This window comes from Methylobacterium sp. Leaf466, from assembly GCF_001425565.1.
Classification (GTDB): domain Bacteria; phylum Pseudomonadota; class Alphaproteobacteria; order Rhizobiales; family Beijerinckiaceae; genus Methylobacterium.
In genome coordinates this window covers 139498-158474 of the sequence record NZ_LMRC01000002.1, presented here as the reverse complement: position 1 = coordinate 158474, position 18977 = coordinate 139498, and the positions used below count along the sequence as shown (strand labels likewise).

Genomic DNA, 18977 nt, shown 5'->3' with positions numbered 1-18977 from the left:
GGCACGCCTCTTGTATGCCTGAAAAGCCGTCGGTATTACGATTTCATCGAATCGTACTACGCGCCTCGGAGATATCAGATGCGCCTGTCCACGATCGCTTCCGCCGCCCGCAAGGGGGTCGCCGCCGGCCTGTTGGCCCTGGGCCTCGTCGCCGCCCCGGTCGCTCACGCGGCCGAGCCCCTGCGCATCGGCTACAGCGACTGGCCGGGCTGGGTCGCCTGGCAGGTCGCCATCGAGAAGGGCTGGCTGAAGGAGGCCGGCGTCGACGCCAAGTTCGAGTGGTTCGACTACTCGGCCTCGATGGACGCGTTCTCGGCGGGCAAGCTCGACGCCGTCACCTGCACCAACGGCGACGCCCTGGTCATGGCCGGCAACGGCGCCAAGAACGTCATGATCATGCTCACCGACTATTCGAACGGCAACGACATGATCGTCGGCAAGCCGGGGGTGAAGACGCTGGCCGACCTCAAGGGCAAGAAGGTCGGCCTCGAGGTCGGCCTCGTGGAGCACCTTCTGCTCATCCACGGGCTCACAAAGATCGGCCTCAAGGAGACCGACGTGACGCTGGTCAACGCCAAGACCAACGAGACGCCGCAGGTGCTGGCCTCCGGCGACGTGGCGGCCGTCGGCGCCTGGCAGCCCATCGCCGGCCAGGCGATGAAGGCGGCGGCCGGTGCCAAGCCCCTCTACACCTCCGCCGACGTGCCAGGGCTGATCTACGACGTGGTCACGGTCTCGCCCGCCAGCCTCGCCTCGCGCCGGGCCGAGTGGATCAAGTTCGTCGGCGTCTGGGACAAGGTCGTCGCCTACATCGAGGATCCCAAGACCCAACCCGACGCGGTGGCGATCATGGCGGCCAAGGTCGGCATCGACGTGCCCACCTTCACCCGCTTCCTCAAGGGCACCAAGCTCATGACCCTGGCCGAGGGCCGCAAGGTCATGAAGGACGCCGACGGCTTCGGCTCCCTCTACGGCTCGACCCGCTTCGCCGACGCCTTCAACGTGAAGGTCGATGTCTACAAGACCGCCCAGGACGTGAAGGCCGCCATCGACCCCGCGCTCACCGACGGCAAATGAGCGCGGAGATGCGCCAGGGCCTGGCGGGTGGGCCACCCTCCCCCGTCGAGGGGGAAGGGAAAGGTCCGCCGCCGCCCCGCCGCCGCTCCTGGGTCGGCGTCGTCCGCCCCCTGGCGCCGCGCCGGCGCATCGTCCTGACGATCCTGTCGTTCCTGCTGCCGATCCTCGCCTGGTCGGCGGTCTCCTACCTGCCGTTCCTGTGGCATCCCCTGGTGGAGGTCTCCGATCCGGGCGACGTCGCCTGGATCCAGCCCGGCATGCGCCTGCCCGCGGCGGCCTTCGCCGAGGAGGTGGAATCGGCCCGCGCCGCCAACACCGCGCCCCCGGTGGGCACGCCCGCCAACCCGGTCTACCTGCCGGCCCCGCACGAGGTCGCCATCGCGCTCTGGACCTCGCTCACCGCGGCGCCGACCCAGCGCGACGCCATCCGGCTCCCCTGGAGCCTGTGGCATTCGATCCAGATCATCTTTTGGGGGGTCCTGCTGTCGTCGATCGTCGGCGTGCCGCTCGGCATCCTGTGCGGGGCGCAAGCGACGCTGGCGCGCATCACCGAGCCGGTCATCGAGTTCGTGCGCTACATGCCCGCCCCCGCCTTCGGGGCGCTGATGGTGGCGATCCTCGGCATCTACGATGGCCCGAAGATCGCGATCATCGTCATCGGCACCTTCTTCCAGCAGGTGCTGGTGATCGCCAACACCACGCGGCGCATCGACCCGCTGCTGATCGAGGCGGCCCTGACGCTGGGCGCACGCAACCTGCGCCTGATCCGCCGGGTGATCGTGCCGGCGATGCTGCCGCAGCTCTACCGCGACCAGCGCATCCTGCTCGGCTGGGCCTGGACCTACCTGATCGTGGCCGAGCTCATCGGCACCTCCTCGGGCATCACCTTCTTCATCACCCAGCAGGCCCGCTACCAGCACTTCGAGAACGTCTACGCCGCGATCCTGATCATCGGCCTCGTCGGCTCGATCACCGACATCGTGCTCGCCGTCATCGGCCGTCGGCTCTTTCCCTACGACAGGAGCGAAGCGTGAGCGCCGGGCCCGTCGTCCCGCCGACCGCCGCCTGCGACTACCGCACGCAAGGCGAGCCGGTCCGCGCGCGCTTTTCCAAGCTCAAGGGCCGCGAGGTCGCGCTCAGGGTCGAGAAGCTAACGAAGACCTTCCGCACCGCCGACGGCGGCGTGACCGTGGCCCTCAAGGACATCGACCTCGTCACCCACCGGCGCGAGTTCCTGTGCGTCGTCGGCCCGTCGGGCTGCGGCAAGTCCACCTTCGTGCGTATCCTCGCCGGCCTCGAGACCGCGACTTCCGGCGTGGTCAGCGTCGAGGGCGTGCCGGTCTCTGGGCCCGGCGCCGACCGGGGCATGGTGTTCCAGGGCTACACCCTGTTTCCCTGGCTCAGCGTGCTGCGCAACGTCGCCTTCGGGCTCGAGGAGAACGGCACGCCCCGGCGCGAGGCCGAGCGCGAGGCGCGGCAATGGCTGGCGCTGATCGGGCTCGAGGCCTTCGCGGGCTCCTACCCGCACCAGCTTTCGGGCGGCATGAAGCAACGGGTCGCGATCGCACGGGCGCTCGCCACCCGGCCGCGCATCCTGCTCATGGACGAGCCGTTCTCGGCCCTCGACACCCAGTCGCGCGCCCGGATGCAGGCCTACCTCATCGAGATCTGGAAGAAGATCGACATCACCATCGTCTTCATCACCCACGATCTCGACGAGGCCGTGCATCTGGCCGACCGCATCCTGGTGCTCAGCGCCCATCCGGGCGAGGTCGCCGAACTCATCGAGGTGCCGGTGCCCCGCCCCCGCAGCCACGACCAGGCCCTCGGGCCCGAGTTCCGTGCCACCCGCGCGCGCCTCGACGCGCTGATCCACCCGCCCAAGGACGAGGCCGAGGAGGCGGTGGCCCCCGACGTGGTGACGCGGATGACGTCCGCCGGGGACGAGGTGGAATGATGGCGCGTCCAGCACCGATCGCGCCCGCGCGCCCTCGCCTTTCCCAGCTTGCGGGGAGAGGGGATGGCGCCCGTCTCGCCAAGCGGAGCGAACCCGCATGACCGCCCCCCTCCTCTGGGCAGAGCGCACCTGGGACGAGCTCCCCGGCGACCTCGCCGCGGTGGGCGGGGCCGCGATCCTGCCCGTCGGCGCCACCGAGCAGCACGGGCCGCATCTGGGCACCGGCATGGATTTCGTGCTGGCCGAGATGCTGGCGCATGCGGTCTCGGCGGCCACCCGCGTGCCGGTGCTGCCGACCCTTCCCTACGGCTGCTCGCTCGGCCACAGCCGGCGCTGGCCGGGCACGATCACCCTCGATCCGCTCGTGATGACGCAGCTCGTCGTGCAGGTGGGGACCGGCGCCCACCGGTCCGGCGTGCGCCGGCTGTTCCTCGTCAACGCGCACGTCACCAACGCCGCGCCCCTGCGCTGCGCGCTGGAGATGCTGCGCGCCGCCCACGACGACCTCATGGTGGCGCTGGTCAATTCGGCCACGGTGAGCGAGCGGGTCCGCGCCGCCCATGTCGCCGATGCCGACGATTGGCACGCCAACGCCGCCGAGACCGCCCTGATGATGGCGCTGGCCCCGCGCCTCGTGCGGCCCGACCGGGTCGCCGATGCCGACGATCCCGACCGGACGCAGGGGCTCGTCTTCGCCCACCCGGTCAACCGCACCAGCCGCAACGGCGTCACCGGACGCCCTTCGCAGGCGACCGCGACCGAGGGCGGGCGCCTGTTCGCCTGGATGGTCGAGGACCTCACCGCCCTCGTGATGCGGGGGCTGACCGAGACCCCGCCCCTCCCCCACCCCTACGACGTGTCCGTGTAACGAAAAGGAGCGAGCCGATGGCTCATGCGAGCGAGATCGACCCCGCCGTCAAGGCCGTGCAGGACGACCTGCGCGCCAAGGGCGTGAAATACGTCATCGGCGCCTATGTCGACATCCACGGCGTCCAGAAGGCCAAGGTGGTGCCCATCGGCCACCTGCCGCAGATGGCGGCCGGCTCCGAACGCTATACCGGCTACGCGCTCGACGGCCTCGGCCAGGCCCCCAACGAGGACGAACTCGCCTCGGTCCCCGACCTCTCCCGGGTCGTCCAGCTGCCGTGGGAGCCCAAACTCGCCTGGTGCCCGGCCGACCTCACCTTCCAGGGCCAGCCCTATCCGCTCTCCACCCGGGTCGCCCTGAAGACCGTCATCGGCGAGGCGGAGGACATGGGCTTCGGCTTCAACCTCGGCATCGAGTGCGAGATTTTTCTCCTGAGACAGGCCGCCGATGGGTCCCTGCACACGCCGGTCGCCGACGATAAATTGCAAAAACCCTGCTACGACGTGCGCGGGTTCGTCGACAACTTCTCCTGGCTCGACAAGGTCGCCACCACGATCGACGCCCTCGGCTGGGACCTCTATTCCTTCGACCACGAGGACGCCTGCGGCCAGTTCGAGTTCGATTTCAACTACGCCGACGCGCTGACCATGTGTGACCGGCTGACCTTCTTCCGGATGATGGCCAAGCACTACGCCAAGGAGGAAGGCCTCCTCGCCACGATGATGCCCAAGCCCTTCGCCGACCGCACCGGCAACGGCGCGCATTTCAACATGTCGCTCTCCGACAAGGAGACCGGCAGGAACGTCTTCGCCTGCGATCCGTCGGCCGATCCGCGCGGCCTCGGGCTCACCGAGACCGGCTACCATTTCATCGGCGGCGTCCTGCGCCACGGGCGGGCGCTGTGCGCGGCCTTCGCCCCCACGGTCAACAGTTACAAGCGCCTTGTGCGCCAGGGCGCCATGGCGGGCTTCTCCTGGGCGCCGGTGTTCAACTCCTACGGCTCGAACAACCGCACCAATTCGGTGCGCGTGCCGGCCGGTGGCGGGCGCTGCGAGAGCCGCAACGCGGACGGCGCCGTCAACCCCTACCTCGCCGCCGCCCTGGTGCTGGCGGCGGGCCTCGAAGGCGTCCGCGAGCGGATCGATCCCGGCGCGCCCAACGAGGACAATCTCTACGACCTCACCGACGCCGCGCGGGCCGAGCGCGGCATCGACTTCCTGCCCCAGACGCTGGCCGAGGCGGTGGACGCCTTCGCGGCCGACCCGCTGGTGGAGCGGACCCTCGGCACGGCGCTGCGCGACGAGTTCGTCCGGTACAAGCGCGCCGAATGGCAGGAGTACCACCTCACCGTGAGCGCCTGGGAGACCGAGCGCTACAGCCACATGTTCTAGCGCGACGCCCCAACCCTCCCCCTCGAGCGGGGGAGGAAAAAGGCCGGGACGACCCGGCCTCGCGATCAGGGCGCGACATCGGCCGGGACGACCCGTCGGAGAACGTGAGGAACGGGCATGACCACACCTGAGACGACAACCATCCAACAGACCATCGCCGAGAACCGGCGCCGCTACGAGGCGCTGAAGGCGCAAGGGCAGGAGCACGCGCCGCGCGCCCTGCCGCCGCCCTCGGTGCGCGGCCTGCCGCTGGACGAGGCGGAGATCCTGCACACCGAGACCATCCCCGGCGGCTGGTACTGGACCACGGAACTCCATGCCGGCGACGCGCTGCGGCTCGCCCTCGACCACGGCCCGTCGAGCGTCGCCCTGGTGGCCTGGAACGCCGCCGACACCTCCGAGCGCCTGAACTACGCCGACACCGTCAAGGTGCAATGGAGCGCCGCCCTTCGGAAGGGCCGGGTGCTGTTCTCCGACATGGGCCGGGTGATGCTCTCGCTGATCGAGGATTCCTGCTGCGCCCACGACGCGCTGACGGGCGGCTCCAACGCCGCCTCCAACGCCGCGCGCTACGCGAAAGGCCCCCACCGCAACACCCGCGACAACCTCGTGCTCGCCGCCCTCAAGGCCGGGCTCGACCGGCGCGACATCCCCGCGCTGATCACCTTCTTCGCCCCCGTGAGCGTCGGCGCCGAAGGGCGCTTCACCTGGAACGAGGCCGGGCGCCGGGCGGGCGACTTCGTCGACCTGCGCGCCGAGATGGACCTGGTCGTCACCCTCTCCAACTGCCCCCACCCCCTCGATCCGGCCCCAGACTACGCCCCCAACCCCGTGACGGCGACGCGCTTCCGGGCACCGCATCCAGGCCCGGACGACCTCTGCCGCACCGCCACCATCGAGGCCGTGCGCGGCTTTTCCAACAACGCCGCCATCGGCTTTTGAGGGGAGGATACGTCATGACCGAAGAGACCCCTCTCCTCGACACGACCGTGCCGGCGCAAGCGCCATGGTCCGGCCTCGTCCGAAAGGGCCAGATTCTGCGCATCACCGACCTCGACGGCTGCCAGGCGGTCGACACCCTGTTCTACCGCGCCGACGACATGGGCGAGCGCTACTCCTCGCAGGACACCCTGCGGGTGCAGGGGGCGGCCTACGTCACCACCGGCACCCGGCTTGTCTCCAACGAGGGGCGGGTGATGGCCGTCGTCACGGCCGATTCCTGCGGGCGGCACGACACCTCGGCGGGCGCCTGCTCCTGCGAGGCCAACACCGTCCGCTTCGGCCACGCCACCAAGTACCTCCACGCCTGCCGCGAGAACTTCGCCCTGGAGGTCGCCAAATACGGGCTGTCCAAGCGCGACATCCCGCCCAACGTCAACTTCTTCATGAACGTGCCGATCGAACAGGACGGACAGCTCGCCATCGTCGACGGCGTCTCCTCGCCCGGCGACTACGTCGAGGTCACCGCCGAGATGGACGTGATCTGCGTGATCTCGAACTGCCCGCAGATCAACAACCCCTGCAACGGCTTCAACCCGACGCCGATCCAGGTGACCATCCGGGACCGAGCGACCATCCGGGATGGACTGTGATGTTCCAAAAGATCCTGATCGCCAATCGCGGCGAGATCGCCCGGCGCATCCTGCGCACCTGCAGGCGCATGGGGATCGCCTCGGTGGCGGTGCATTCCGACGCCGACCGCTTCACCCCCGCCGTGCTGGAGGCGGACGAGGTTTTTCGCCTCGGCCCGGCGCCCGCCTCCGAGAGCTACCTGAACGTGGACGCCGTCATCGCCGCCTGCAAGGCGACGGGGGCGCAGGCGGTCCATCCCGGCTACGGCTTCCTGTCCGAGAACGTGGCCTTCGCCGAACGCCTGGCGGCGGAGGGCATCGTCTTCATCGGGCCGCGGCCCGAGCACCTGCGCGCCTTCGGCCTCAAGCACACGGCGCGCGAACTGGCGAAGGCCAGCGGCGTCCCGCTCCTGCCGGGCACCGACCTCCTCCCCGACCTCGCGACGGCGCTCGGTGCGGCCGAGGCGATCGGCTATCCGGTGATGCTCAAGAGCACCGCCGGCGGCGGCGGCATCGGCATGAGGCTGTGCACTTCGCCGGCCGAGCTCGCCGAGCATTACGCCAGCGTCGAGCGCACCGCGCGGGCGAGCTTCGGCGACGCGCGGGTCTACCTCGAACGCTTCGTGGCGCGGGCGCGCCACGTCGAGGTGCAGATCTTCGGAGACGGGCAGGGGCGCGTCGTGGCGCTCGGCGAGCGCGACTGCTCGCTCCAGCGCCGCAACCAGAAGGTCGTCGAGGAGACGCCGGCGCCGGGCCTGTCGGACGCGGTGCGCGCCCGGCTGCACGCGGCGGCCGTCGCCCTGGGGACGAGCGTGTCCTACGCCTCGGCCGGAACGGTCGAGTTCATCTACGATCCCGACCGCCAGGATATCTCGTTCCTCGAGGTCAACACCCGGCTCCAGGTCGAGCATCCGGTGACGGAGGCGGTGTTCGGCATCGACCTCGTGGAGTGGATGATCCGCCAGGCCGCCGGCGAAGACCCCATCGGCACCGCCGGACCGCTGGTGCCGAAGGGAGCGGCCATCGAGGCGCGGCTCTACGCCGAGATTCCGTATGCCGATTTCGCGCCCAGCGCCGGCCTGCTGACGCAGGTGCGCTTTCCGGACGGCGTCCGCGTCGACGGCTGGATCGTCACCGGCACCGAGGTGACGCCGTTCTACGATCCGATGCTCGCCAAGATCATCGTCACCGGAGCGGACCGGCCGGCGGCCATCGCCGCCCTGCGCGCGGCGCTCGACGAGACGGTGGTCGCCGGCATCGAGACCAATCTCGGCTACCTGCGCGCCATCGCGGCCTCGGAGCTGTTCGCGAGCGGGCGTGTCGCCACCACGGCCCTGCGCGACTTCGCATATACGCCCCGCAGCGTCGCGGTGCTGGCGCCCGGCCCCCAGTCGAGCCTGCAGGAACTGCCCGGCCGCCTCGGGCTCTGGCATGTCGGCGTGCCCCCGAGCGGGCCGATGGATGCGCGCTCCTTCGCGGTGGCCAATGCGCTGGTGGGAAACCCGCCCGACACCTGCGCCCTCGAACTCACCGTGTCCGGCCCGACCCTGCGCTTCCATGCCGACACCGTGGTGGCGCTGTCGGGAGCGGCCATGACCGCCCGGCTCGACGGCGTCGTGCAGCCCCACGGGCAGGCCTTCGCGGTGCCGGCGGGCGGCACGCTCGCCATCGGTGCCATCGCGGGGCCGGGGATGCGCAGCTACCTCGGCGTGCGCGGCGGCTTCGATGCGCCGGTGGTGCTCGGCTCGCGGGCGACCTTCGCGCTCGGGGCCTTCGGCGGGCACGCCACCGGCGTGCTCAAGGCCGGCGACACCCTCCATCTCGGCGCCGTCGCCGCGGTGGAACCGGCCTCGCCCGAGCCGGTGCCGCTCACCGCGGACTGGGAGATCGGCCTCGTCTACGGCCCGCACGGGGCGCCGGACTTCTTCCGGGACGCCGACATCGCCGACCTGTTCTCGGCAGCTTACGAGGTGCATTTCAACTCCGCCCGCACCGGCGTGCGCCTGATCGGCCCGACCCCGCGCTGGGCGCGGGAGGACGGCGGCGAGGCCGGGCTGCACCCCTCGAACCTCCACGACAACGCCTACGCGGTCGGCGCCCTCGACTTCACCGGCGACATGCCGATCCTGCTCGGGCCGGACGGGCCGAGTCTCGGCGGCTTCGTCTGCCCCGGCGTCATCGCCCGCGACGAATTGTGGAAGATGGGCCAGCTGCGGCCGGGGGACCGGGTGCGGTTCGTGGCGGTGGAGCAGCCCGGTGACGTCGACGGCGAGAGCGCGGGTTTCCTCCCCCCTCCGCAGGGGAGTGCAGATCTCGGGCAGGCCCGAGATCTGCTGGGGGCAGGGGTTGCCGTCCGAGGCTCCCCCATCCTCGCCCGCGACGTCTCAGGCCCGGTCGAGGTGGTCTACCGCCGCCAGGGCGACGACAACCTCCTCGTCGAATACGGCCCGATGGCGCTGGACATCGGCATCCGCCTGCGCGTCCACCTCCTGGCGCAGGCGGTGGCGGAAGCGAAGCTTCCCGGCCTCCTCGACCTGACGCCCGGCATCCGCTCGCTCCAGATCCACTACGACGGCACGGTCCTGGCGCGCTCCCGCCTCCTCGGCCTGCTGCGCGAGATCGAGGCCGGGCTGGGCTGCGTCGACGACGTCACGGTGCCCAGCCGCATCGTCCACCTGCCGCTGTCCTGGAACGACCCGCAAGCCGAGCGCGCCATGCGCCAGTACCAGGACCTGGTACGCCCCAACGCGCCCTGGTGCCCCTCCAACATCGATTTCATCCGCCGCATCAACGGTCTCGACTCGGAGGCGGAGGTGAAGCGCATCGTCTTCGAGGCCAGCTACCTCGTCATGGGGCTCGGCGACGTCTACCTCGGCGCCCCGGTGGCGACGCCGGTCGATCCGCGCCACCGCCTCGTCACCACCAAGTACAACCCGGCCCGGACCTGGACGCCCGAGAACGCAGTCGGCATCGGCGGCGCCTACATGTGCATCTACGGCATGGAGGGGCCGGGCGGGTACCAGCTCGTCGGCCGCACCATCCAGATCTGGAACACCTGGCGGACGACCCGCGACTTCGTGCCGGGCCACCCCTGGCTGCTGCGGCCGTTCGACCGCATCCGCTTCTTCCCCGTCGACCACGCCGAGCTCACCGAGGCCCGCGCCGCCTTCCCGCACGGCGCCTACCCGATCCGGATCGAGGACGGGACCTTCTCCCATGCCGACCACCGGGCCGGACTCGCCGCCAACGCGGGCGAGATCGCCGCGGCCAAGCTGCGCCAGCAGACCGCCTTCGAGGCCGAGCGCCGGCGCTGGAAGGAGCAGGGGCTCGACAGCTTCGTGCCCGACGAGGCGGCGCCGGAGGCGGGGGCCGACGCCGTCCCCGCCGGTTGCCTCGGGGTGGCGACCACCGTGCCGGGCAACGTCTGGCGGGTGGAAAAGGCGGTGGGCGACACGATCGCGGCCGGCGAGACGGTGGCGATCCTCGAATCGATGAAGATGGAAGTCCCCGTGGCGGCCCCCGCGGCAGGGATCGTGCGTGAGATCCGGGTGCGCCCGGGACAGACGCTGCGGGGCGGCGACCTCGTGGCGGTGATCGAAGAGGTGTGACCCCCATGCTGCCGACCATCCTCGACCTCTCGACCCTGCGCGACCTCTACGCCTCGGGCCGGCTCACGCCGGTGGATCTCGCAAAGGCGGTCGCCGACCGCATGGAGGCCTTCGCCGACCCGGCGGTGTTCATCACGCCCGTGAGCCGGGCCGACCTCGTGGCCGCCGCGGGCGACCTCGTCGCACGCCACCCCGAGCCGAACTCCCTGCCGCTGTGGGGCGTGCCCTTCGCGGTCAAGGACAACATCGACGTCGCCGGCCTGCCCACCACCGCCGCCTGCCCGGCCTTCGCCTACAGGCCGACGACCGACGCGACGGTGGTGGCCCGGCTCAAGGCGGCCGGTGCGCTCGTGACGGGCAAGACCAACCTCGACCAGTTCGCCACCGGGCTGAACGGTACCCGCTCCCCCTACGGTGCCCCGCGCAGCGTGTTCGACGCGGCCTACGTCTCGGGGGGATCGAGCTCCGGCTCGGCGGTGGCGGTCGCCTCCGGGCTGGCGAGCTTCTCCCTCGGCACCGACACCGCCGGCTCCGGCCGGGTGCCGGCGGCCTTCAACAACCTCGTTGGCATCAAGCCGACGCCGGGCCTCCTCAGCACCACCGGCCTCGTGCCCGCCTGCCGCAGCCTCGATTGCATCAGTCTTTTCGCCGCCACCGTCGGCGACGGCCTGGCCGTGCGCCGGATCGCGGAAGGGTTCGACCCGGCCGACGCCTATTCGCGGCCCGCCGCGCCCCATGCCCTCCCCGCCGCCGGCCTGCGCGTCGGCGTGCTGACGCCGGCCGAGCGCGAGTTCCACGGCGATCGCGGCACCGAGGCGCTCTACGACGGCATGGTCGCCCGGCTGGAGGCGGCCGGCGCCGTGGCGGTGCCGTTCGATTACGCCCCCTTCCGCGAGACCGCCGAACTGCTCTACCAGGGCCCTTGGGTCGCCGAGCGGATGGCGGCGGTGGCCGCCTTCCACGCCGATCACCCCGACGCCTTCGATCCGAGCGTGCGGGCCATCGTCGAATCGGCGCGGGCCTACAGCGCCGTCGACGCCTTCGAGGGCCTCTATGCCCTGCAGGCCCTGCGCCGCCGCGCCGAGGCGGCCTTCGCGCAGGTCGACATCCTGCTCCTGCCCACCGCGCCCACCACCTACACGGTGGAGGCGATGCTGGCCGACCCGCTCCGCCTCAACGGCCGTTTCGGGCATTACACCAACTTCGCCAACCTGCTGGGCTACGCCGCCATCGCGATCCCCGCCGGCTTCCGGCCCGACGGCATCCCCGGCGGCGTCACCCTGGTGGGGCCGGGCTTCAGCGACGACGCCCTGGGGCACCTCGCCGACACCCTGCACCGGGCGCTCGCCCCTGGCATGGGCGTCGACCGCGCGGCGGCGCTGCCCGAGGCGAGCCGCGTGGCTCCGCCCGTGCCCGGCACCATCCCCCTGGTTGTGGTGGGCGCCCATCTCTCGGGGCTCGCCCTCAACCACCAGCTCGTCGACCTCGGGGCGACGCTGATGGGCGAAGCACGCACCGCGCCCGACTACCGCCTCTACGCCCTGCCCGGCACCCGGCCCGCCAAGCCCGGGCTCCTGCGCGATCCCGGCTTTGCCGGGCCGGGGCTGGCGGTCGAGGTCTGGGGGCTGTCGCCGGACGCCTTCGGCCGCTTCACGGCGGCGATCCCCGCCCCCCTCGGGATCGGCAAGGTCGTCCTGGCGGACGGCCGCATCGTGTCCGGGTTCCTGTGCGAGGCCCATGCCGTCGAGGGGGCGGAAGAGATCACGCGGTTCGGCGGGTGGCGGGCCTATCTCGCGGCGGCATGATTGCACAGGCGGTTGGATCGCCGGCGTCCCCGCCCCATCTCGTGGTCGCGGGCCACCTCCGGCGCCGGTCCTCGTTTCGCGAGGATGCGCGGACGGCCCGATGTTCCCAAGCCGGAAAACGAGTGAGATGCGCGTCGTCGTCGATCTGAACCGCTGCCAGGGCTATGCCCAATGCTGCTATGCCGCCCCCGAGAGCTTCGAACTGCGCGGCGCCGAGATCCTGGTCTACGATCCCGCCCCGAGCGCCGAACACCGCGGCCGGATCGAGCGTGCGGCCCAGTCCTGCCCGGTGCGCGCCATCACCGTTCAGGCCGACGAGCCCGCCGCCGGCGCCGGCCGATGACCTCCGCCCGGATCCCCCGTGCCGATGAGGACGCCCGCGTCGTCGTGGTCGGCGCCTCGCTGGCGGGACTGCGCGGGGCGGAGAGCCTGCGGCTCGCCGGCCATCGCGGCCCGCTGACCATCGTCGGCGACGAGCCGCATCTCCCCTACGACCGGCCGCCCCTGTCGAAGCACGTCATCGCCGGCGAGATGGCGCCCGATGCCACCACCCTGCCCCATCGCCTCGATCTCGACGCCGCCTGGCGGCTCGGAGCCGGTGCCGCCGGCCTCGACCGCCAGGCCCGCACGATCGTGCTCTCGGACGGCGAGCGCCTGCCCTACGACCGCCTCCTGATCGCCACCGGTGCCCGGGCTCGGCCCTGGCACGATGAGGCAGAGGGCACCCTCGAAGGGGTGTTCACCCTGCGCGGGCGCGACGACGCGGCGGCCCTGCGTGCCGCCCTGGCCGCTGCGCCCAAGCGCGTGCTGATCGTCGGCGGCGGCTTCATCGGTTGCGAGGTCGCCTCGGTCTGCCGCGACCTCGGCCTGCCCGTCACCCTGGTCGATCCGCTGCCCGCGCCCCTGGCCAAGGTGCTGGGTCTGGCCGTGTCCGGCTTCCTGCGCGACTGGATCGCTGCGGCGGGCGTCGAGGTCCGCTCGAACACGGGGCTGCGCTCCCTCGACGGCCGCGACGGCCGGGTCGTGGGCGCCACCCTCGACGACGGCAGCACCATCGCCGCCGACGTGGTGGTCGTGGCGCTGGGGGCCGTTCCCAACACCGGGTGGCTCGAGGGCTCCGGCCTGGCGCTCGAATCCGGCGCCCTCGTCTGCGACGGGCACGCCCGGGTGCGGGCGCAGGATGGCGGCCTCCACCCCGAGATCCGCGCGGCCGGCGACGTCGCCCTGTGGCCGCACCCCCTCTACGACGGCCGCATGGTGCGCCTCGAACACTGGGGCAACGCGGTGGCGCAGGGCGAATACGCCGGCCGGGCCCTGGCACTCGGCGACGGCGACCGGCCGGCCTTCGCCGGGATGCCCGAGTTCTGGTCCAACCAGTTCGGGATCACCATCAAGCTCGCCGGGCTGACCGAGGGCGCCGACAGCCTCGCCGTCGTGCAGGGTTCGCTGAAGGACAGGCGGTTCCTGGCGGTCTACGGCCGGGCCGGGCGCACCGTCGCCGCCCTGTCGGTGGATTGCGCCCGCTGGCTGCCGGCCTATGCCGAGGCGATCGCCGCCCGGGCGCCGTTCCCGCCGATCGCGAACGCCCTCGACCAGCCCTCGCGCCTCGGGACGCTCGACCCGTCCTGGCCCACCCCTCCTCCCGAGGTTTCCGCCCGTGGCTGACCCGACCCTGTTCGCCCAGATCAAGGACCCGGCCAACCGGGCCGACCCCTATCCGCTCTACGCCCGCCTGCGCGGCCACCCCGTGCTGCGCCAGGACGACGACAGCTACCTCGTGAGTTCGCATGCGGCGATCCGGGCGCTGCTGTTCGACCCGCGCATCAGTTCGGCCGACCTGCCGCCGGCCCACAGCCCGGCCACCGGCAACCCGTTCAAGGACTGGATCCTGCGGCCGATCAAGGACGAGATCGTCACCCGCCACCGGCCGCTGATTTTTCGCGATCCCCCCGACCACGACGCCCTGCGGCGGATCGTGATGACCCAGTTCACGCCCGAGCGCGTCCACGGGATGAAGGCGCGCACGCAGAGCCTGGTGGACGAACTGCTCGACCGCCGCCGCGGCGGGGACGCGATCTGCGTGGTCGAGGACCTCGCCTATCCCCTCCCCGTCACCGTCATCTGCGAGATGCTGGGCGTGCCGCCCGAGGACGAGCCGACCTTCCAGGGCTGGGCGACGCAGCTCGCCACGGCACTCGAACCCGACGCCCGCCACGACGAGGAGACGCAGAAGCAGACGCGCACGACCTTCGACGCCATCTCGGCCTACATGAAGGACCTGATCAAGGAGAAGCGCGCCAGGCCCGTGGACGACATGCTCAGCGGGCTGGCCGCCGAGACCCCCGCCGGCCGGATGGGCGACTTCGACCTCATCGCCACGGCGATCCTGCTCCTGGTGGCCGGGCACGAGACCACCGTGAACCTGATCGCCAACGGCATGCTCACCCTGCTGCGCCACCCCGACGAGTTGGAGCGCCTGCGCCGCGACCCCGAGCGGGCGCCCCGGCTGATCGAGGAATGCCTGCGCTACGAGCCGCCGGTGCATTTCCGGACCCGCAAGGCGCTCCGCGACATCCCGGTGGCCGGCACGGTCATCCCCGAGGGCGCCGCGGTGACGCTGTTGTTCGCCGCCGCCAACCGCGATCCCGACCGGTTCACCGATCCGGACCGGTTCGATCCCGACCGCGCGGACAACCAGCACTTCGGCTTCGGCGGCAGCCTGCACTACTGCCTCGGGGCGCCGCTCGCCCGGATCGAGGCCGAGATCGCCCTCGTCACCCTGGCCCGCCGCCTGAAAGCGCCTCGCCTCCTGGACGATCCGCCGCCCTACCGGGACGGCGCTTCCCTGCGCGGCCCCAAGACCCTGCGGGTGGCGATCGACGGCCTCGTCTGAGGCGGGTGTCCTCACTCCACCCTATCCCCGCGCAACCTTCGCGGCGCATCCTGGCTCGCAAGGGCGCGCCGTGGCCTCGGCCCGAGTAGCGCCCGGCGGACGGAGGGCGCGCGGGTGGACGAACCGGATATCCCGTTCCTGAGGTACCTCGACGAGGACGCCGCCCAGGCGATCCGCGACCGGCTCGCCTCCGTGGCGGTGGCCGGCGGGCAGGTGCTGTTCCACGAGGGCGACGAGGCCGACGCCCTCTACACCCTGGCCTCGGGCGCCATCGGCATCTCGCGGCGCGATCCCCGGACCGGCGCCATCCGCCGGGTCGCGCGCCTGCGCCCGCCGATCACCGTCGGCGAGATGGCCCTGCTCTCGGAGGGGCCGCGCTCGGCCACCGCCACGGCGCTGCGCGATTCGCACCTCTACCGCCTCAGCCGCCGGGCGTTCGAGGATCTGGTCGAGCGCCATCCCTCGACGATGCTCTACTTCACGCGCCTCCTCGCCGACCGCCTGCGCCGGGCCGACGAGGCCCCGGCCCTGGACAATGCGCCCCGCACCTTCACGGTGCTGCCGGTGACCGCCGGCATCGACGCGGGCGCCCTCGCCCACGGCTTCGCCGCGGCGCTGCCGGGCCAGGTCGGCTATCTCGACGCCTGGCCGGAGGAGGCGGACGAGACCTGGTTCCACCGCTTCGAGAGCGGGCACGACCGCGTCGTCTACCGCGCCGACGAGCCCGGCAGCGCCTGGACCCGCCTGTGCCTGCGCCGGTCCGACCACGTCCTGCTCCTGGCCGCGGCCGGGCAGCCGCCCAAGCCCGCCTGCGCCGATTTCGCCGCGCGCACGCCCTCGGACTGGGTCCGCCACGACCTCGTCGTGGTCCAGGCCCCGGACGCGGTGCTGCCGCGCCCGGCCCACCGGGTGTTCTCGGGCGTGCCGGTCTCCCTGCGCATCCACGTCAGGCCGGGCCGGGCCGACGATCTCGGCCGCCTCGCGCGGCTCGCCAGCGGCTGCGCCAGGGCGGTGGTGTTCGGTGGCGGCGGGGCGCGTGGGTTCGCGCATCTGGGCGTCATCCGGGCCCTTGAGGAGGCGGGCCTGCCGATCGATGCGGTGGGGGGCACCAGCATGGGCGCCATCGTGGCGGCGAGCCTCGCCATGGGCTGGAGCGGCGCGCGCATCCTCGACCAGACCGTGGCCGCCTTCGTGTCGCGCAACCCGCTGAACGACTACACCCTGCCGATCCTCGCCCTCACCCGCGGCGCCAAGGTCGACGAGGGCCTCGCCCGCACCTTCGCCGACACCCGGATCGAGGATCTGTGGCTGCCGTTCTTCTGCCTGTCCTCCAACCTCACCACCGGCACCGCCATGGTGCACGAAGCGGGCGACCTCGTCACGGCGCTGCGCGCCAGCATCGCCATCCCCGGCCTGTTGCCGCCGGTGTGCACGCCCGAGGGCATCCTGGTGGACGGGGGCATGATGAACAACCTGCCGGTGGACGTGATGGCGAGCCGCCAGCGCGGCCCCGTCCTCGGCGTCGACGTCGCCAGCGACCTCGCCTTCCAGAGCGTCCCGGCGCGGTCCTGGCGCGGACGCATGCTGCGCCAATGGCTCCGTGCGCCCCAGGAGACGCCGGGCATCGCGCAACTGCTGCTGCGGGCCGCCACCGTCTCCTCGGACGCGCAGACGGCGCTGACCTCCCGTCACGCCGCCGCCGTGCTGCGGCCGCCGCTCGCCGGCATCGACCTCAGGGCGTGGTCCTCGCACGCGACCACCGCCGCCATCGGCCACCGCCACGCGGTCGATCAGATCGCGGCGGGCACCCTGGCGCCCTGGGCCGAGGAGGGGTGAACCGAGGCGTTCAGTCGAGGCCGGCTCGCCGCGACAGCACCCCGTGGACCGAGTAGCCGCGGTAGCATTGGCGCACCGTGCAGACGAACCCCTGGCTCGCTGCGATCCCGGCCATCGCGTCGGCCAAGGTCATGCGCGGCGTCACCGAAAAAGCCGCCAGCCAGCGGTTGAGCACCGCCCGGAACGGCCCCGGCAGACCCTCCTGGCCGCCGAAGTCGACCACGTGGAGCTCGCCGCCCGGCGCGAGGTATCCGGCGCTCTCGGCGAGCACCGCCTCCCAGGGCGGGATCATCGAGAGGGCGTAGGAGATGACGATCCGGTCGAAGGCGGGGCGGCCGAACAGCGCCAGGGGATCGAAATCGGTGGCGTCGGCGCAGGCGAGCCGGATGCGCGCGGAGGATCCCGCCCGCGACACCGACCGGGCGGCGGTGTCGAGCATCGCCGCCGAGACGTCGAGGCCGAAGCATCGGGCCTGCGGGTAGGTGGACGCGATGCGCACGAGGTTGCGCCCGGTGCCGCAGCCGATCTCCAGCACGCTGCCCCCCGCCGGCGGCTTCAGGGCATCGATGGCGGCGTCCCGGCCCAGGAGGTAGAACTTGCGGCTGGCGTCGTAGATGTGGCGCTGGCGCCGGTACATCCGGTCCATCGCCGCCGCGGCCGCCGTCATGGGCGAAGCCGATACAGGTGGAAGCCGCCGTAGATCGAGGAGCGGTCGCGGGCGCAGAGCGCCCGGCTCGTCGCCTCCTCGTAGGTCCAGGCGCCCAGGATCGCGTCGGGCACCCGGCCGGGCAGGCAGCGCTCGTCGGCCGCCGTGCGGAAGATCACCCGGGCGCCGGCGCGCGCGGTGCGGGTGATCTGCGTCCACAGGGCGGTGAGGTCGGCGTCGGTCATCCAGTCCTGGGCGTCGAGCAGCACGTAGGCGTCGGCGCTGCCTTCGGGGCTGGCGGCGAGGAAGGCGGTCATCGACTGCTGCTCGTAGCGCACCCGGGATGCGCGGGCGCGCACCGCCGCGAAACGGGCCGGCTGCAGGTAGGGCGGCAGCGCGGCGTCGGCGGCCGGGTCGTAGCCGCGCCCGAAGGCCTGCCAGGCGAAGTAGTTGTCCTTGACCGCGACATCGCAGGCCAGCCGTTCCAGCCGGTGGCGCAGCACCGCCACCATGCCGCCGGGCAGGTCGTTCGCCAGCGCCCCGTATTGCGCCGGCGGGATGCCGAGGCCGTAGAGCGAGGCCGGCTTGCCGATCAGCCAGCGCACGAACGCCTTCTCGAACAGCGGCGCGATCTCGGCCTCGAAGGCGGCGCGCTGCTCGGCAAGCGTGCGGGCCCGCAGGACCGCGGAGAGGTCGTGGCCGTAGAGCCGGGCGAGGCGATGGCCCGCGCCGATGAACCGCCCGAGCAGGCCGGTGCGGTAGACGTTGGTGGCGAAGGCCGAGATGCGGCGGCGCCCGTCGAGGCCCCTCGCCTCCCAATAGGCCCGCGAGACCGGATCGAGCCGGGGCCGGATCAGGGCGTCGTAGGCGGCGACGTTCTCGGCGGCGTCGGCCCGGCCGAAGAACCGGAAGAACGCCCCGTGGTCCGGCAGCGCCTGCAGGCCCGCGAGCTTGAGGCGCCCGAGCGCCACATGGGCGCCGTTGAGGTCCACCGCGCTGACCCGGGCCGGATCGGCGGTGAGGTAGGACAGGACGTTGCAGCCGCCCGATGCGATGGCGACCACATGGTCCCGAGGCCCGAGGGCCAGGGCCTCCATGTCCACCACCGGGTCCTCCCAGATCTGCGGGTAGACCAGTCCGCTGAAGGCGAGGGTGAACAGCCGTTCCGAGAGCCCGGCGCGCGACAGGGCGGCGTTGCGATGCACCGCGCTCGTCAGCCCCAGGCTGGTCTCGCGGCGGATGGCACGTGCTGCACGCGTCATGGAGCGGTCTTCGGTCACGGGGTGAGGCGACTGCCTGATCCGAGCGCCGGTACGTCATCCCCG

Annotated in this window: 15 protein-coding genes; 13 read left to right on the top strand and 2 right to left on the bottom strand. The window is 72.2% G+C overall.

The features are described 5' to 3' along the window. Window positions 1–78 precede the first annotated feature (78 nt). The 13 genes from ASG59_RS02810 (at window position 79) to ASG59_RS02750 (ending at window position 17006) form a co-directional block, all read left to right on the top strand. The gene (locus ASG59_RS02810; protein WP_055888889.1) at window positions 79–1077 is read left to right on the top strand and encodes an ABC transporter substrate-binding protein; all 999 of its coding nucleotides are present in this window, start codon (window positions 79–81) and stop codon (window positions 1075–1077) included. Further along, entirely contained in the window at window positions 1074–2111 is a 1038-nt protein-coding gene (locus ASG59_RS02805; protein WP_082528592.1) for an ABC transporter permease, read from the top strand. The genes ASG59_RS02810 and ASG59_RS02805 overlap by 4 nt, the downstream gene beginning before the upstream one ends. Further along, entirely contained in the window at window positions 2108–3034 is a 927-nt protein-coding gene (locus tag ASG59_RS02800) for an ABC transporter ATP-binding protein (protein ID WP_056406882.1), read from the top strand. Before ASG59_RS02805 ends, ASG59_RS02800 begins: the two co-directional genes overlap by 4 nt. A gap of 97 nt (window positions 3035–3131) precedes the next feature. Further along, window positions 3132–3902, top strand: coding sequence for a creatininase family protein (locus tag ASG59_RS02795; RefSeq protein ID WP_055888885.1), 771 nt, complete (start codon window positions 3132–3134; stop codon window positions 3900–3902). A 17-nt stretch (window positions 3903–3919) separates the two neighbouring features. Next, complete coding sequence (gene glnT / locus ASG59_RS02790; RefSeq protein ID WP_055888883.1) at window positions 3920–5293, top strand: type III glutamate--ammonia ligase; 1374 nt, start codon at window positions 3920–3922, stop codon at window positions 5291–5293. Between the two features lie 117 nt (window positions 5294–5410). Then, window positions 5411–6235, top strand: a complete 825-nt coding sequence (locus ASG59_RS02785) for an urea amidolyase associated protein UAAP1 (RefSeq protein WP_056406880.1) — start codon at window positions 5411–5413, stop codon at window positions 6233–6235. A gap of 14 nt (window positions 6236–6249) precedes the next feature. Next, window positions 6250–6885, top strand: a complete 636-nt coding sequence (locus tag ASG59_RS02780) for an urea amidolyase associated protein UAAP2 (RefSeq protein WP_056406878.1) — start codon at window positions 6250–6252, stop codon at window positions 6883–6885. Further along, a complete protein-coding gene (gene uca / locus ASG59_RS02775; RefSeq protein ID WP_056406876.1) occupies window positions 6885–10472 on the top strand; it encodes an urea carboxylase in 3588 nt (1195 codons plus the stop codon). The genes ASG59_RS02780 and uca overlap by 1 nt, the downstream gene beginning before the upstream one ends. 5 nt (window positions 10473–10477) lie before the next feature. Beyond that, complete coding sequence (gene atzF, locus ASG59_RS02770; protein WP_056406875.1) at window positions 10478–12277, top strand: allophanate hydrolase; 1800 nt, start codon at window positions 10478–10480, stop codon at window positions 12275–12277. A gap of 127 nt (window positions 12278–12404) precedes the next feature. Then, window positions 12405–12620, top strand: a complete 216-nt coding sequence (locus tag ASG59_RS02765; protein WP_055888874.1) for a ferredoxin — start codon at window positions 12405–12407, stop codon at window positions 12618–12620. Then, window positions 12617–13942: an FAD/NAD(P)-binding oxidoreductase gene (locus ASG59_RS02760; RefSeq protein WP_056406873.1), complete on the top strand. Its 1326-nt coding sequence runs from the start codon at window positions 12617–12619 to the stop codon at window positions 13940–13942. The genes ASG59_RS02765 and ASG59_RS02760 overlap by 4 nt, the downstream gene beginning before the upstream one ends. Further along, window positions 13935–15170: a cytochrome P450 gene (locus ASG59_RS02755; RefSeq protein ID WP_056406871.1), complete on the top strand. Its 1236-nt coding sequence runs from the start codon at window positions 13935–13937 to the stop codon at window positions 15168–15170. The genes ASG59_RS02760 and ASG59_RS02755 overlap by 8 nt, the downstream gene beginning before the upstream one ends. Window positions 15171–15284: 114 nt before the next feature. Next, the gene (locus ASG59_RS02750; protein WP_056406870.1) at window positions 15285–17006 is read left to right on the top strand and encodes a patatin-like phospholipase family protein; all 1722 of its coding nucleotides are present in this window, start codon (window positions 15285–15287) and stop codon (window positions 17004–17006) included. Between the two features lie 10 nt (window positions 17007–17016). Here the strand turns inward: ASG59_RS02750 and ASG59_RS02745 are convergent, their stop codons facing one another. Both ASG59_RS02745 and ASG59_RS02740 read right to left on the bottom strand, forming a co-directional pair. Next, entirely contained in the window at window positions 17017–17673 is a 657-nt protein-coding gene (locus ASG59_RS02745; RefSeq protein WP_056406868.1) for a class I SAM-dependent methyltransferase, read from the bottom strand. Then, window positions 17670–18914 carry a DUF3419 family protein gene (locus ASG59_RS02740; RefSeq protein ID WP_055888864.1) on the bottom strand — a complete coding sequence of 415 codons (1245 nt, stop codon included), beginning with the start codon at window positions 18912–18914 and terminating at the stop codon, window positions 17670–17672. The genes ASG59_RS02745 and ASG59_RS02740 overlap by 4 nt, the downstream gene beginning before the upstream one ends. Window positions 18915–18977: the final 63 nt, after the last annotated feature.

Coding starts and splice junctions, on each gene's coding strand:
- ASG59_RS02810 (WP_055888889.1), top strand. CDS start 79: ATGCGCCTGTCCACGATCGCTTCCGCCGCCCGCAAGGGGGTCGCCGCC.
- ASG59_RS02805 (WP_082528592.1), top strand. CDS start 1,074: ATGAGCGCGGAGATGCGCCAGGGCCTGGCGGGTGGGCCACCCTCCCCC.
- ASG59_RS02795 (WP_055888885.1), top strand. CDS start 3,132: ATGACCGCCCCCCTCCTCTGGGCAGAGCGCACCTGGGACGAGCTCCCC.
- glnT (WP_055888883.1), top strand. CDS start 3,920: ATGGCTCATGCGAGCGAGATCGACCCCGCCGTCAAGGCCGTGCAGGAC.
- ASG59_RS02785 (WP_056406880.1), top strand. CDS start 5,411: ATGACCACACCTGAGACGACAACCATCCAACAGACCATCGCCGAGAAC.
- ASG59_RS02780 (WP_056406878.1), top strand. CDS start 6,250: ATGACCGAAGAGACCCCTCTCCTCGACACGACCGTGCCGGCGCAAGCG.
- uca (WP_056406876.1), top strand. CDS start 6,885: ATGTTCCAAAAGATCCTGATCGCCAATCGCGGCGAGATCGCCCGGCGC.
- atzF (WP_056406875.1), top strand. CDS start 10,478: ATGCTGCCGACCATCCTCGACCTCTCGACCCTGCGCGACCTCTACGCC.
- ASG59_RS02765 (WP_055888874.1), top strand. CDS start 12,405: ATGCGCGTCGTCGTCGATCTGAACCGCTGCCAGGGCTATGCCCAATGC.
- ASG59_RS02760 (WP_056406873.1), top strand. CDS start 12,617: ATGACCTCCGCCCGGATCCCCCGTGCCGATGAGGACGCCCGCGTCGTC.
- ASG59_RS02745 (WP_056406868.1), bottom strand. CDS start 17,673: ATGACGGCGGCCGCGGCGGCGATGGACCGGATGTACCGGCGCCAGCGC.
- ASG59_RS02740 (WP_055888864.1), bottom strand. CDS start 18,914: ATGACGCGTGCAGCACGTGCCATCCGCCGCGAGACCAGCCTGGGGCTG.